The sequence below is a fragment of the Microbispora sp. NPDC088329 genome, assembly GCF_040685655.1.
GTDB lineage: Bacteria > Actinomycetota > Actinomycetes > Streptosporangiales > Streptosporangiaceae > Microbispora.
In genome coordinates this window covers 248,594-261,974 of sequence record NZ_JBFBIP010000003.1, presented here as the reverse complement: position 1 = coordinate 261,974, position 13,381 = coordinate 248,594, and the positions used below count along the sequence as shown (strand labels likewise).

The 13,381-nt window shown below is 72.6% G+C and carries 15 protein-coding genes; 9 read left to right on the top strand and 6 right to left on the bottom strand.

Annotated features, from left to right (window positions below):
- Positions 1 to 179: 179 nt before the first annotated feature.
- The 3 genes from AB0O28_RS08520 to AB0O28_RS08510 are packed head-to-tail and all read left to right on the top strand — an operon-like array spanning position 180 to position 2,563.
- A complete protein-coding gene (locus tag AB0O28_RS08520; protein WP_363637746.1) occupies positions 180 to 842 on the top strand; it encodes a DUF998 domain-containing protein in 663 nt (220 codons plus the stop codon).
- Positions 843 to 890: 48 nt separating this feature from the next.
- Positions 891 to 1,262: a YciI family protein gene (locus tag AB0O28_RS08515; RefSeq protein ID WP_363637744.1), complete on the top strand. Its 372-nt coding sequence runs from the start codon at positions 891 to 893 to the stop codon at positions 1,260 to 1,262.
- Between the two features lie 23 nt (positions 1,263 to 1,285).
- Entirely contained in the window at positions 1,286 to 2,563 is a 1,278-nt protein-coding gene (locus AB0O28_RS08510) for an RNA polymerase sigma factor (RefSeq protein WP_363638388.1), read from the top strand.
- Between the two features lie 51 nt (positions 2,564 to 2,614).
- Here the strand turns inward: AB0O28_RS08510 and AB0O28_RS08505 are convergent, their stop codons facing one another.
- Entirely contained in the window at positions 2,615 to 3,307 is a 693-nt protein-coding gene (locus AB0O28_RS08505; RefSeq protein ID WP_363637742.1) for a TetR/AcrR family transcriptional regulator C-terminal domain-containing protein, read from the bottom strand.
- Between the two features lie 53 nt (positions 3,308 to 3,360).
- Here AB0O28_RS08505 and AB0O28_RS08500 point away from each other — a divergent pair, with 53 nt between their 5' ends.
- Positions 3,361 to 4,479 (top strand): NAD(P)/FAD-dependent oxidoreductase, encoded by a 1,119-nt coding sequence (locus tag AB0O28_RS08500; RefSeq protein ID WP_363637740.1) that lies wholly within the window; start codon positions 3,361 to 3,363, stop codon positions 4,477 to 4,479.
- 129 nt (positions 4,480 to 4,608) lie between these two features.
- On the opposite strand, the gene AB0O28_RS08495 is transcribed toward AB0O28_RS08500, so the two are convergent.
- The 3 genes from AB0O28_RS08495 to AB0O28_RS08485 form a co-directional block, all read right to left on the bottom strand.
- The gene (locus AB0O28_RS08495; RefSeq protein ID WP_363637738.1) at positions 4,609 to 4,986 is read right to left on the bottom strand and encodes a GntR family transcriptional regulator; all 378 of its coding nucleotides are present in this window, start codon (positions 4,984 to 4,986) and stop codon (positions 4,609 to 4,611) included.
- Positions 4,983 to 5,816, bottom strand: coding sequence for a hypothetical protein (locus AB0O28_RS08490; protein ID WP_363637736.1), 834 nt, complete (start codon positions 5,814 to 5,816; stop codon positions 4,983 to 4,985). The genes AB0O28_RS08495 and AB0O28_RS08490 overlap by 4 nt, the downstream gene beginning before the upstream one ends.
- A gap of 169 nt (positions 5,817 to 5,985) precedes the next feature.
- Positions 5,986 to 7,002, bottom strand: a complete 1,017-nt coding sequence (locus tag AB0O28_RS08485) for a helix-turn-helix domain-containing protein (RefSeq protein ID WP_363637734.1) — start codon at positions 7,000 to 7,002, stop codon at positions 5,986 to 5,988.
- 85 nt (positions 7,003 to 7,087) lie between these two features.
- On the opposite strand from AB0O28_RS08485, the gene AB0O28_RS08480 reads away from it, so the two are divergent.
- Both AB0O28_RS08480 and AB0O28_RS08475 read left to right on the top strand, forming a co-directional pair.
- Complete coding sequence (locus AB0O28_RS08480) at positions 7,088 to 8,341, top strand: MFS transporter (protein ID WP_363637732.1); 1,254 nt, start codon at positions 7,088 to 7,090, stop codon at positions 8,339 to 8,341.
- 72 nt (positions 8,342 to 8,413) lie between these two features.
- Complete coding sequence (locus tag AB0O28_RS08475) at positions 8,414 to 8,755, top strand: MmcQ/YjbR family DNA-binding protein (protein WP_363637730.1); 342 nt, start codon at positions 8,414 to 8,416, stop codon at positions 8,753 to 8,755.
- Positions 8,756 to 8,804: 49 nt separating this feature from the next.
- Here the strand turns inward: AB0O28_RS08475 and AB0O28_RS08470 are convergent, their stop codons facing one another.
- On the bottom strand, positions 8,805 to 9,389 hold the full coding sequence (locus AB0O28_RS08470) for an XRE family transcriptional regulator (protein ID WP_363637728.1): 585 nt from the start codon (positions 9,387 to 9,389) through the stop codon (positions 8,805 to 8,807).
- A gap of 118 nt (positions 9,390 to 9,507) precedes the next feature.
- On the opposite strand from AB0O28_RS08470, the gene AB0O28_RS08465 reads away from it, so the two are divergent.
- Together AB0O28_RS08465 and AB0O28_RS08460 are read left to right on the top strand one after the other, a co-directional pair.
- Positions 9,508 to 9,990: a cation:proton antiporter regulatory subunit gene (locus tag AB0O28_RS08465; RefSeq protein WP_363637726.1), complete on the top strand. Its 483-nt coding sequence runs from the start codon at positions 9,508 to 9,510 to the stop codon at positions 9,988 to 9,990.
- 9 nt (positions 9,991 to 9,999) lie between these two features.
- The gene (locus tag AB0O28_RS08460; RefSeq protein ID WP_363637724.1) at positions 10,000 to 11,160 is read left to right on the top strand and encodes a cation:proton antiporter; all 1,161 of its coding nucleotides are present in this window, start codon (positions 10,000 to 10,002) and stop codon (positions 11,158 to 11,160) included.
- Positions 11,161 to 11,217: 57 nt separating this feature from the next.
- Here AB0O28_RS08460 and AB0O28_RS08455 read toward each other — a convergent pair whose 3' ends face one another.
- Positions 11,218 to 11,952 carry a sigma factor gene (locus tag AB0O28_RS08455; protein WP_363637722.1) on the bottom strand — a complete coding sequence of 245 codons (735 nt, stop codon included), beginning with the start codon at positions 11,950 to 11,952 and terminating at the stop codon, positions 11,218 to 11,220.
- 211 nt (positions 11,953 to 12,163) lie between these two features.
- Here AB0O28_RS08455 and AB0O28_RS08450 point away from each other — a divergent pair, with 211 nt between their 5' ends.
- Entirely contained in the window at positions 12,164 to 13,369 is a 1,206-nt protein-coding gene (locus AB0O28_RS08450; RefSeq protein WP_363637720.1) for an FAD-dependent oxidoreductase, read from the top strand.
- The last annotated feature ends 12 nt before the right edge of the window (positions 13,370 to 13,381 follow it).

The window sequence follows — 13,381 nt, the reverse complement described above, 5'->3', positions numbered from 1 at the left end:
GCGCGGCCGGCCGGAGGGTCTGCACACCGCTCATGGCATCACAACGGCCGCGACGCGAGGGACCCCCGGGAAAAAATCTTGGAAGAAATCCGGGAGAGATGTCGATCCTGAGGCGTCCCGTTCGAGGAGTGGGTGAAGGGCCGGTGAGGGACCGGCCCACGGACGAAGGGACGACCCCCATGACCGCCACCACCGCTCACGCCCGCGCCGCCGCCCGCCCCTGCGACCGCGAGACCAGCCTTACCCGCAGCCTGCTGGGATACGGCGTGATCGCCGGTCCGGTCTACGTCGGGGTGTCGCTGACCGAGGCGCTGACCCGCGACGGGTTCGACCTGACCCGGCACGCCTGGAGCCTGCTCGCCAACGGCGACCTCGGCTGGATCCACATCACGAACCTCGTCCTGGCCGGGGCGATGACCATCGCCTTCGCCGTGGGACTGCGCCGGGCCCACGGCCGCGGCTGGGCTCCCCGCCTGCTGGCCGTCTACGGCCTGAGCCTGCTGGCGGCCGGGGCCTTCCGCGCCGACCCGGTTCAGGGTTTCCCCCGGGGCGTGCCCGGCGGTGAGACGACCTGGCACGGCGTCGCGCACCTCGCCTCCGGCGGCGTGGGATTCACCTGCCTGGTCGCGGCCTGTTTCGTCCTGGCCCGCCGCTTCGCCCGGCGCGGGCGGGCGGCCTGGGCGTGGAGTTCGCGGGCGACCGGCGCGCTGTTCGCCGCCGGTTTCCTGTCCATGGTCTCCGCCGCGGGCGCGGCCTGGTCCAATCTCGCCTTCACCGCCGCCGTGGTGCTCGGCTGGGCCTGGATCGGCGCTCTGGCCGCGCACGCGTACCGGAACGCCTGACACGTCCCACAAGCACCTGATAGATCAAGAACCGGAAGGAGACGGACGATGCGATACATGGTTCTGCTCAGGGCCGGCCAGCCCGCCACCCCGCCGCCCGCGGACCTCATGGAGGCGATCGCGAAGCTCGGTCAGGAGGCGGCCGTCGCGGGGGCCCTGCTCGACACCGCCGGCCTCGCCCCCAGCGCGTCCGGGGCGACCGTACGGCTCGCCGAGGGCGAGCTGAAGGTGACCGACGGCCCGTTCGCCGAGTCCAAGGAGCTGATCAGCTACGCGCTGTACGACGTGCGGACCAAGGAGGAGGCGGTCGAGTGGACCGCCCGCTTCATGCGCCTGCACCGTGACCTGTGGGAAGGCTGGGAGGGCGAGGCCGAAGTGGTCAAGGTGCTCGGCCCCGAGGACTTCGCCCCGCCGGCCTGAGCACCCCGATGACCGGCTCTCCGATGCCCGGCTCCCCGACGACGGGAACCGACGCGCTGCTCGCGGCGCACCGCGCGATCGAGGCGGTCTGGCGGATCGAATCCGCCAGGCTCGTCGCGGGGCTGGCCCGCCTCGTCGACGACGTCGGCCTGGCCGAGGAACTCGCCCAGGACGCGCTGCTCATCGCGCTGGAGCAGTGGCCGGAGGCGGGCGTGCCGGAGAACCCGGGCGCCTGGCTGATGGCCACCGCCAAGCACCGCGCGATCGACCACCTGCGGCGGCGCACCCGCTACGAGCGCAAGCTCCAGGAGATCGGGCGCGGCATCGAGAGCAGGCCGGAACCGGACCCGGACGCCGACATGGACGACCACATCCGCGACGACATGCTGCGGCTCATCTTCACCGCCTGTCACCCCGCGCTGACGACCGACGCCCGCGTCGCGCTCACCCTGCGCCTGCTCGGAGGCCTGAGCACCGGGGAGATCGCCAGGGCCTTCCTGGCCGGCGAGCCGACGGTGGCGCAGCGGATCGTCCGCGCCAAGCGCACCCTGGCCGCCAAGGGCGTCAGGTTCGAGATGCCGGCGCCGGCCGACCTGGCCGAGCGGCTGGCGTCCGTGCTGGAAGTCGTCTACCTGATCTTCAACGAGGGGTACTCGGCCACGGCCGGAAACGACTGGACCCGCCCTGACCTCTGCCACGAGGCGCTGCGCCTGGGCCGCCTCCTCGCGGGCCTGCTCCCCCGCGAAGCCGAGGTGCACGGCCTGGCCGCGCTGATGGAGCTGCAGGCCTCCCGTCTGCGCGCCCGCACCGGACCCGGCGGCGCGCCGGTCCTGCTCCCCGACCAGGACCGGCGGCTGTGGGACAGGCTCCTGATCCGCCGCGGCCTGCGGGCGCTGGAGCGGGCCGAGTCGCTCGGCGGCGCCTTCGGCCCCTACGCCCTGCAGGCCGCCATCGCCGCCTGCCATGCCCGCGCGCCCCGCCCCGAGGACACCGACTGGGAGCGCGTCGCCGCCCTCTACCGGGTGCTCGCCCACGTCTCACCCTCCCCCGTGGTGGAGCTGAACCGCGCCGTCGCGGTCGCGATGGCCGACGGCCCCGCCCGGGGGCTGGAGGTCGCCGACGCCGTCGCCGCCGACAAGGCCCTTCGGGGCTACCCGCAGTTGCCCGCCGTACGCGGAGACCTGCTGGCCCGGCTGGGCCGTACGGACGAGGCGCGGCGGGAGTTCGAGCGGGCGGCGGCCCTGACCGGCAACGAGCGGGAGCGGGCCCTGTTCCTCGCCCGCGCCGCCGACTGCCGGTAGAAAGCGGCCTTCACGGCCCATGGGCACCGGGCCCCGAGCTCGCTCGAAGCGTCATACCGGCGGCCGGGTGAGTTTGGCGGCCACGGCGTCGAGGACCCACTCCAGGCCGGTCGCGAAGGACGCCTCGGCGTCTACGTCCGTGCCGTCGTACACGGCCTTGGTCAGCGCCGGGAAGCGACCGGTGGCCAACATCCTTGTCAGCCGCGGGCCGGAGGCGCGCTGCCAGTTGTGCTTCGACAGGCCCGTGGCGCGCTCGGCCCGCAGGCTCGCGATCTCGCGCCTGATCGCCCCGGTGAAGTAGGCGCTGACAGTCTCCACCGCGCGCATGGCGGTGTCGATGTCGGCGAGGCTGTTCAGGGCGGCCAGCGTGACCTCGCCCACGGCGAGGGCGTTCGGGCCCAGGGCCGGGCGGCCGCCGAGCAGGTCGGCCAGCCATTCGTGCCGGAGAGCGGCGTGTCTGGTGCGGTGGGCGAGGGCACGCAGCGCCTCACGCCAGTCACCGGGCTGCTCCTGGGGGAGGATCTCGGCGTAGACCTCGTCCACCATGAGGTCGAACAGCTCCTGCTTGGTGGAGATGTATCCGTACAGCCGCATCGGGCCGACGTCGAGCCGGGCGGCGACCTTGCGCAACGACACCGCCTCCAGCCCGCCTTCGTCGGCCAGCGCGATGGCGGCGGCGACGATCCGCTCGCGATCGAGCGGGGCGGGTCGAGTCGGCGGCTCCGGCCGGTCCCACACGGTCATGGCTACATCGTACTGTTGCGATACATCGTATTAGGGAAATACGGTGTATCGACATGAGACACCGTATCGCCGTGGTCGGGAGCGGCCCGGCCGGCCTTACCTTCGCCCGCGTCATGCACCGCCACGGCTACCCCGTCGCCGTCCTCGAACGCGATCCCGCCCCCGATGCCCGCCCCCCGGGCGGCACGCTGGACCTGCACGAGGGGATGGGCCAGCTCGCGCTGAACAAGGCGGGGCTGCTGACAGAGTTCCAGGCGCTGTCCCGCCCCGAGGGGCAGGCCATGCGCATCCTGGACACGGACGGCACCGTCCTGCGCGACTGGCGGCCCCGTCCAGATGACCGGGCCAATCCCGAGATCGACCGCGGGCAACTCCGTGACCTGCTGCTCGGCCCTCTCGACGTCCAGTGGGGGCGGAGCGTGACGCGGGTGGTGCCGGGGACCCGGGAGGGCGTTGCAGTCCACTTCGCGGACGGGCGACAGGAGACGTTCGACCTCGTGGTCGGCGCGGACGGCGCCTGGTCCCGGACACGCCCGGCAGTCTCCTCGGTGACGCCGCACTACACCGGCGTCACCTACGTCGAAACCTCCCTCGACGACGTCGACACCCGCCACCCCGACCTCGCCCGGCTGATCGGCGACGGCTCCGTGGCCGTGTACGGCGTGAACCGAGGTCTCGTCGCCCAGCGCAACAGCGGCGGCCACGTCAAGGTGTACGCCCAGTTCCGCGCGCCGCTGGACTGGCACACGGACCTGGACCTGGCCGACGTCGAAGCCGTGCGATCGAGCCTGCTGGCGCTGTTCGACGGATGGGCCGCTCCCGTCCTCGACCTCCTCCGCCACGGCACCGCTTTCGTCCACCGCCCCCTCTACGTCCTGCCCGTGTCCCACACCTGGACCCACGTCCCCGGGGTGACGCTACTGGGCGACGCCGCCCATCTGATGCCCCCATTGGGGGCGGGCGCGAACCTCGCGATGCTGGAAGGCGCCGAACTCGCCGAGTCCATCGCCACCTGCCGTGGAGATCTGGACGAGGCCGTCCGCGCCTTCGAGGAACAGATGTGGGCACGGGCCGGCAGGTGGGCGAAGATCACGACCGCCGGTCTGGAACGCCTCGTGAGCCCGGACCCCGCCGACGCGCTTGCCCTCTTCGACCGAGTCCAGCCGTCCTGACCGCCAAGCGCGGGTGCACCAGCACCAACGGCTCACCATGCTTCACGGGACAGTACGGCACCACTACGCTGATCGGCCGTTACGCCGACGTCGCGCGCCCGGCGGCGTGACTCCGCGGCCGGGTCGCGGTCATGACGAGGCCGGTGCTGCCGCGCCGGACGCCAGAGCCGCCTGTACGATGCGGATCGCCTCGCCCGCGTCGATGCCGACGCTCGCGATCACGGCCGCGTAGTCGGCGGCGGCCCGGCGGGCCCGCTCCCGGCCCTCCTCCCCGGCGGCCGACACGAACGAGCCCGCCCGCCCGCGCGTTTCGATCAGCCCCGCCTCCTCCAGCTCCCGGTAGGCCCGGCCGACCGTGTTGACGGCCAGGCCGAGGTCGGCCGCGAGGTGGCGGATGGTCGGCAGCCGGGCACCCACGGCAAGCGTGCGGTCCTGGATCTGCCGGGCGAGCTGGGCCCGCAGCTGCTCGAACGGCGGCACCGGCGAGGCCGCGTCGATGACGATCATCGGACGCTCATGGCCCGCCGGGCCACCGTCGCGCTCGACGGCGTCTTGGCGTGGAGCGCGACGCACGCGACCAGGCCCAGGATCAGGTAGGCGACCGCAGCGGCGCTCCACCAGGCGGGCGCGGTGCCGAACAGCAGCACCATGGGCAGCGACCACTGCGCGCTCGGCACGGTGAGGTCGCGGGCGTCCTCGACGCGCATGATGACGTCGGCGGTCAGCGACTCCTCGTCCTCCGCCACGACCGGGCGCCTGAGCAGGTGGCGCAGCTGCATGGCGATGATGGCCGTCACGCCGAGCAGGCCGATCAGCAGGACGACGGCCAGCTGCCGCACGGTGGGGTCGGGAACGGCCAGGGCACTCCCGGCCAGCACCATCGCACCGGCGAACGTGGCGACCGCGAAGACGGCGTACGGCCGGCCGAGCACGGCCCGCCAGCCGGGCTGGATCAGATGGGCGGCCCTGCGGGACAGCGACGCGCCCGCCCGCTGGTCGACGCGTCGCACCCACCAGTCGAGCAGCGACTGCGCCAGCAGCAGCCCGGCCACCGACGCGGTCAGGGCCAGCAGCGGCAGCGGTCGATGCGGCTGGAAGCCGCCGAAGGCGGAACTGGCGAGCCGGTCGTAGGACGCGGCGAGCGCGCTCGCGATGATCAGCACGGCCAGGATGAGGTGGGCGGCGATACGGGCGCGTCTGCGGACCGCCAGCCGGTCGGCCAGCAGCGGGGTCGGGCGGGCGCCGGCCAGGTCGTGCCGGGCCAGCCACTCGCTCGCCAGTCGCAGATCGGCCGCACGCGCCGGCCGGTCGGCGTCCGATAACGATTCGTCGGTCATAGCGCCTCCTTTGTCTCAAGCTTTGTAGCAACATAGTGAGTCATACCTTGAGACAAAGTCAACGCTTCGCGGTCCCGGGCCGTCGGGCCTGCCACCCGGCGGCTTGCGCCCTCATTGAGAGGTGCGCAGGGCCGGCCGGGGCGCAGAACAGCATAGACGTCGCGGTGGATCAGCGACACGACCTCGCGCTGCTGACGGACGACCCGGCGAGCGGAGACCGGCCGTGGAAGGCCCGCCGATACTCCATGGGGGTCACGCCGACGGCCCTGGTGAAGTGGTGGCGCAGGTTGCCCGCTGTGCCCATGCCGCACAACCGGCTGATCCGCTCGACCGGCAGGTCGGTCGCCTCCAGCAGGTGCCGGGCGCGCGCGAGCCGCTGAGCGTGCAGCCAGCGCAGCGGCGTGGTGCCGGTGGCGTCGTGGAACCGCCGCACCAGGGTACGCGCGCTCACCCCGGCCCAGCAGGCCATCTGCGCGACGGTCAGCTGCTGATCCATGTGCTCGATGGCCCGCTGCAGCACCGGGGCCAGCCCGTCGCCGCCGGAGCGGGGCACCGGGGCCTCGATGTACTGCGCCTGCCCGCCGGGCCGATGGGCGGGCACGACCATGCGGCGGGCGACCTGGTTGGCGACCTCGGCGCCGAGGTCGGTCCGGACGAGATGCAGGCACAGATCGATCCCCGCGCTGCGGCCGGCGCTGGTCAGCACGTCACCCTCGTCCACGTAGAGGACGGCGGGATCGACCCGCACCCGAGGGTGGCGCGCGCCGAGGACGTCGGCGTACATCCAGTGCGTCGCGGCACGCCGGCCGTCGAGCAGCCCGGCCGCGGCCAGAACGAACGCGCCGGTGCACAACGAGACGATCCTGGCCCCGTTCGCGTGCGCCTCCCGCAACGCCCTCAGCAGCCGCGGGTCGACCGGCGCACCGGACAGCACGGCGTCGGCCGGCAACGCCGGGACCACCACCGTGCCGGCCGCGGCGAGCGCCTCCAGGTCGTAAGGGGTGTGCAGGACGAACCCGTTCTGCGTTCGCGTCCTTCCCGGCTCGGCGGCGCACAGCCGCAGCTCGTACCAGGGGTCGGCGAGGTCGCGGCGGTCGGTGCCGAAGATCTCGCAGGCGATGGACAGCTCGAACATCGGCATGTCCGCGGTGACGGCGAGGGCCACGACCCCCGTGCCGGCTCTCATGCCTCCACGGTAGCGGCAGGATCTTGATGTAGGCAGGCAGTTCTGCCACTGGCCGGGCGCCGGACGCCCGGCCAGGCTGATGAGCGTGAACAACGACACCTCCGCTGCTCCGCCCGCGAGGCGGCTGGGACCCCGGCCCGCGTTCGCGCTGACCGCAGGGGTCATCGGGCTCTGCCTCGCCGCATCGGCCCTGCCGTCCCCGCTGTACAGGCTCTACGCGGCCCAATGGCACCTGCAGACCTCCACCGTGACGCTCATCTACGCCACGTACTGCTTCGGAGTGCTGGTCTCGCTGCTGGCCTTCGGCCGGGTCTCCGACACCTGGGGCCGCCGGCCGGTCATCGTGGCCGGCCTGGCCGGCCTCCTCGTCTCGATGGCGGTGTTCATGTGCGCGCCCGGCGCGGGCTGGCTGTTCGCCGCCCGCGCCGTACAGGGCCTGGCCACCGGGATCGCCATCAGCGCGTCCGGCGCGGCCCTGCTGGAGTTGCACCAGGGCGGCGACCCCGGCAGGGCCGGCCGCTACAACGTCGTCGCCAGCGCCCTCGGCGTCGGGGTCGGCGGCCTGCTCGGCGCGGTGCTCGTGCAGTACGCGCCGGGACCGCTGGTGACCCCGTTCCTCGTGCTCGCCGTACTGATCGTCGTCCTGCTGCTCGGCATGCTCGGAGTTCCCGAGACCGTGACCGGCGAGTCCCGTACCGGGTTCCGGATCGCCGCCCCCGGCGTCCCACGGCAGATCATCGCCCCCTTCACGCTCGCCGGCCTCGGCATCGCCTGCACCTGGTCGATCATCGGCCTCTATCTGGGGCTCGTCGGGACGCTCGCCCCCGCTCTGCTGCACACCCAGAACCGGCTCGCGGCCGGCCTGGCCATCCTGGCCCTCGGCGGCGCCTCCGCGGTGCCGCCGCTGATCGCGCGGAGGCCGGCCCCGGCCGTCCAGATCGCCTGGGGGGCGCTCGCGCTCACCGCAGGCATCGCGCTGATGGCCTGGTCGCTGTCCGCCGGCAGCGCGGCCCTGTTCGTCGCGGCCAGCGTGGTGATCGGCGTCGGCGTCGGTTTCGGGATGTTCGGCTCGCTGCGCACCGTCGGCGCCGCCGCGCCGCCGGACCGGCGCGCTCAGGTCATGGCCGCCTTCTACATCGTCGCCTACGCCGCGATCTCACTGCCCGCCGTCGCCGCCGGGTTCGCCGTCCGTCGTCTGGGAGCGGTGCAGACCTTCCAGATCTTCGGCGCCGTCATCGTCGTCGTCTCCCTCGGCTCCCTGGTCCCGGCCGTGTCCCTGCACCGGGCCCGGGCCCGGTCGCGGGCGGCCGCGGCCGTCTCGGCGACGCCGACGCTATAGTGAGCCGCGCTGTGACAGCCGCGGCATGACAGTGAGCCGCACCGTCGCGCACGCACCCACCGGGAGGCGACCGTGGTGACCACCCAGGACGTGCGTCAGGTGGCGATGTCGTTGCCGCGCACCACCGAGCACCTGATCCGCGACCGCGTCAAGTTCCGTGTGGGGCGCATCGTCTACGTCTCGCTGTCCCGCGACGAGACGCTCATGGGTTTCGCCTTCCCCAAGGAGGAACGCGCGGCGCTGGTCGCCTCCGACCCCGGCAGGTTCCTCATGCCCCGGCCGTCGGACGAGCGGTACAACTGGGTGTGCGCACGCCTCGCCGCGCTCGACACCGCCGAACTCGCCGAGATCGTGACCGACGCCTGGCGCATGGTGGTGCCGAAGCGGGTCGCCGCGGCACACCTGGGAACCTGACCCCCGGCAGCCCCCGGCCCGCTCAGGAGCGGGGCCGATCGTTCCCGGGTCACCGCGGTGTGGGGCGGGCACGAAGATGCGCGCGCTCGCCCTGCCTGCCGAACAGGCTGAGGAACTCCACCGCCCGCGAGTCGGCGGCGCCGAACCAGTGCGGCAACCGCGTGTCGAACTCGGCCGCCTCCCCCGGTGACAACACCAGATCCTGCTCGCCGAGGACGACCCGCAGCCGCCCGTTGAGCACATAGAGCCACTCGTACCCCTCGTGGGTCTTCGGCTCCGGCTCCCTCCTGCCGCTGCCCGCCGCGATCACCAGCTTGTACGCCTGGATGCCCCCGGCCCTGCGGGTCAAAGGCAGCATCGTCATGCCGTTGCGCACGACCGGGCGCAGGTGGATGCGCGGATCCCCGGTCGGCGGGGCGTCCACGAGCTCGTCCAGCGTCACACCATGGGCCCGCGCCAGGGGCAGCAGCAGTTCGAGGGTCGGCCGGCGGGCGCCCGACTCCAGCCGTGACAACGTGCTCACCGAGATGCCGGTCGCCGCCGACAGGTCGGCCAGGGTCGTCTCGCGCTGCCGGCGCAGCGCGCGCAGCCGGGGCCCGACCGAAACGAGCGCGTGCTCGAGGTCGTCGTCCACGTCGCCAGCTTGCCATACCGGCAACAACACGTGCGAAGACGGCCCAAAGTGAGACCTCTGCCCGTGATTGGTAGGTTCACTGGACAAGTATTTACTTATCGAACGGAGGAGCAGCGCCGTGGATGTCGAGCAGACGGTGTTGCCGGGGATCGGGTTGCGGCACGAGTTCACCACGCGCTCGGGACGGCGAATAGGGGTCGTCTCCCACCGCACCGGGCGGCGCGACCTGGTGATCTACGACCCCGACGATCCCGACAGGGCCTGTGAGACGGTGAAACTCAACGACGAGGAGGCGGACGCGCTCGTCGAGCTGCTCGGCGCCCCCCGCATCGTCCAGCGGCTCAACGCCCTGCACCGCGAGGTCGAGGGACTGGTCAGCCTCCAGCTGCCGATAGCGCCCGGCTCCCCCTACGCCGACCGGCAGATGGGCGATGCGCAGGTGCGCACCCGCACCGGGGCCTCGATCGTGGCCGTCGTCCGCGCCGGGCGCGTCTTCGCCAGCCCCGCCCCCGACTTCGTCCTCGCCGAGGACGACGTCGTGGTCGTGGTGGGCAGTGAGGACAGCACCGCCGCCGTCGCCGACATCTTCGCGAGCGGCTGAGGGCAGCGCGTGCACAATACCGCCATACTTTTCCTGGAATTCGGCGCCGTCGTCCTCGGACTCGGCATCCTCGGAGCACTGGCGCTGCGCGTCGGCATCTCCCCCATCCCCCTCTACCTCATCGCCGGCCTGGCCTTCGGCACCGGTGGCATCCTCCCGCTGGCCACCAGCGAGGAGTTCACCGCCACCGGCGCCGAATTAGGCGTCATCCTGCTGCTGCTCACCCTCGGCCTGGAATACAACGCCGACGAACTGGTGACCAGCCTCAAGGGCAACGCCCGCGCCGGCCTGGTCGACCTCGTGCTCAACGCGACGCCCGGCGCCATCTGCGCATTGATCCTCGGCTGGGGACCGGTCGCCGCCGTCGCCATGGCCGGCGTCACCTACGCCACCTCCTCCGGCATCACCGCCAAGGTGTTGTCCGACCTGGGCTGGATCGGCAACCGGGAGACCCCCGTGGTGCTGTCGCTGCTGGTCTTCGAGGACCTCACGATGGCGGTCTACCTGCCGGTCCTGACCGCCATGCTGGCGGGCCTGAGCGCGGTCGCCGGAGCGGTCACCGTGGCCATCGCGCTCGCCGCGGTGAGCGTGGTATTGCTGGTCGCGCTGCGCTTCGGCCGCTACATCGAGGCGTTCGTGGCCAGCCCCAACTCCGAGGTGCTCGTGCTCAAGGTGGTCGGGCTGGCGCTGCTGGTGGCCGGGCTCGCCCAGCAACTGCAGGTGTCGGCCGCGGTCGGCGCGTTCCTCGTCGGCATCGCGCTGTCGGGCGAACTGGCCGAAGACGCTCAGGCGCTCCTCGCGCCGCTGCGCGACCTGTTCGCCGCGGTCTTCTTCGTCTTCTTCGGCCTGCAGACCGATCCCACCAAGATCCTTCCCGCCGCGGGCCTCGCCGTCTGCCTGGCCCTGGTGACGATGATCACCAAACTGCTCACAGGGATCTACGCAGCCCGCCGGGCCGGTATCGCCCGCGCCGGGCGGGTCCGCGCGGGCATCGCGCTCATCCCCCGCGGCGAGTTCAACATCGTCATCGCCGGGCTGGCGGTGGCCGCCGGCGCCCACCCCGACCTGGGCGCCCTCGCTGCGGCGTACGTCCTGATCCTGGCGGCCTTCGGCCCCCTGGCGGCGCGTCTCGTCCAGCCACTCCTCACGCGGATAGCCGCCCGCGCCTGAGAACCCTCCCCCCGTCGTCACCGGCCTGCCCCGCACCCGCGGTGGCAGGCCGGTGCGTTACTGCCGCCGCCCCATCGTCCACGGGCGGAGCTTGTCGGGGTTGCGTACCGCCCAGATGTGCGTGATCCGGTCGCCCGCCACCTCGAACGCGTACACCGACACGGTGACCCCGTCCTGCTGGGCGACCAGACCGGGGCGACCGTTGACCGTACGCTCCAGGAGCGTCAGGCCGCGCACCCTGTCCCAAAGACGGATCAAAGAGCGCACGATCCGCTCGGTGCCTTCGATCGGGTGGAGCGCGGTGCTGACCAGTCCGCCACCGTCGCTGATCGCCGTGACGCCGGGGGCCAGCAGGCCGATGAGGGCGTCGACGTCCCCGGCTTCCAACGCCTGCTTGAAGTCGCTGACGATCCGGGCCTGCCGGGCCGCCGGAGCCGAGGGAATGACGCCGAAGCCGCCCGGCCGCCCGATGATCCACTCCGTGGGTTCTGGCAGCGGCTCGGGGATCCACTCGCCCACATAGGTCTCTCGCCGCACCCTCGCCGAGGAGAGCACGTTGAGGCACAAACGACCGGCCACCTTGGTCAGCCACGCGCCGGGGGACGTGATGGCCCCCTGTTCCTCTCCGGACATCGCACACCAGCGGGCGTAGGTCTCCTGAACGACATCCTCGGCGTCGGCCAGGGAGCCGAGCAGCCGATACGCCAGATTCATCAGCTGACGCCGCTCGCCCGTGATCCCGCTCAGGCCGGGTTCGGCCCGGCCGCCGCCCGGCTCGGACTGGATGGTCATGGTTGTCGTCGGCTCCCTCTGTCGCGTCTTCCCCACCAGTCCGACAAGACAGCCCGGTGAACTGTGAGGCCGGCGCGTCGCCTCACATTCCGGGGCGCCGCGTTGTCGGACTGGTGAGAACCGTTCAGCGCACAGGCCTCAGCGCACAGGGCCACCCCCGTCGGGTCGCGAAGCCTCGAACCCGCGCTGCAGCCGAGAAGGGAACCCGTTCATGTCCACGCCCGGACACCACACACCCCACAAGGTCGTCGTCATCGGCGGCGGTTACGCCGGCACGCTCGCGGCCAACCGTCTACGGATGCGTCCCGACGTCGACGTCACTCTGGTCAATCCCCGCCCCGAGTTCGTCAACCGAATCCGGCTGCACCAGTTCGCGGCCGGCACCGGCGAGGCCACGGCCGACTACGGCACGCTGCTCGGTGAGGGCGTCCGGCTGGTCGTCGACAACGCCGCGCACATCGACGTCACCGCCCGCACCGTGCGGCTGGCGTCGGGCCGCGCGCTGGACTACGACCACGTCATCTACGCGGTCGGCAGCACCGGGGCGATACCGTCATCGGTGCCCGGCGCGGCCGAATTCGCCCTCGGCGTCGCTGAACTCGAATCCGCGCGGCGGCTGCGTACCAGGGTGCGGGAGCTGCCCCCCGACGCCGCGGTCACCGTGGTCGGCGGCGGGCTGACCGGTGTCGAGACGGCCGCCGAGCTGGCCGAGCAAGGGCGCAGGGTCACGCTGGTGTGTGGCGGGGCCCTGGCGCCGTCGCTGAGCGTGCCGGGGCGCCGTTCCGTGGCCAAGTGGCTGTCCCGGCACGGCGTCGTCGTGATCGAGGCCGCCGTGGTGAGCGAGGTCCGGCCGGATGCGGTCGTCCTCGCCGCCGGTTCCGCCGGCAGTGTGGTGCGCGCGAGCGCACTGACCATCTGGACGGCCGGTTTCGAGGTGCCGAAGCTGGCGGCCGCCAGTGGACTGCGCACCGACGCGCTCGGCCGGCTTCTCACCGACGAGACGCTGACCAGCATCGACGACGACCGCGTCGTCGCGGCCGGGGACGCCGCCGCACCGTCGGGCCGGCCGCTGCGGATGAGCTGCTACGCGGCCGGGCCGCTCGGGGCACAGGCCGCCGACACCGTGCTCAGCCGCATCGCGGGAACCGCTCCCGCGGTGATCGACCTGGCCTTCGCCGGGTCGTGCGTCAGCCTCGGCCGGCGTGCAGGCCTGCGGCAGTTCGCCCGCAAGGACGACAGCGCGACGAACGTCCACTTCGACGGCCGCATGGGCGCGGCGTACAAGGAGCTCACCTGCAAGTTCGCCCTGTTGAAGATCCGCCGTGAGGCTCGCAGGCCGGGTTCCCTCGCCTGGATCAAGGGCCGCCCGCGTACCGAGCAGCCGGCCACCGCCGCGCCTGTGGTCACCTCCCCGTAACCACCAGCGGTG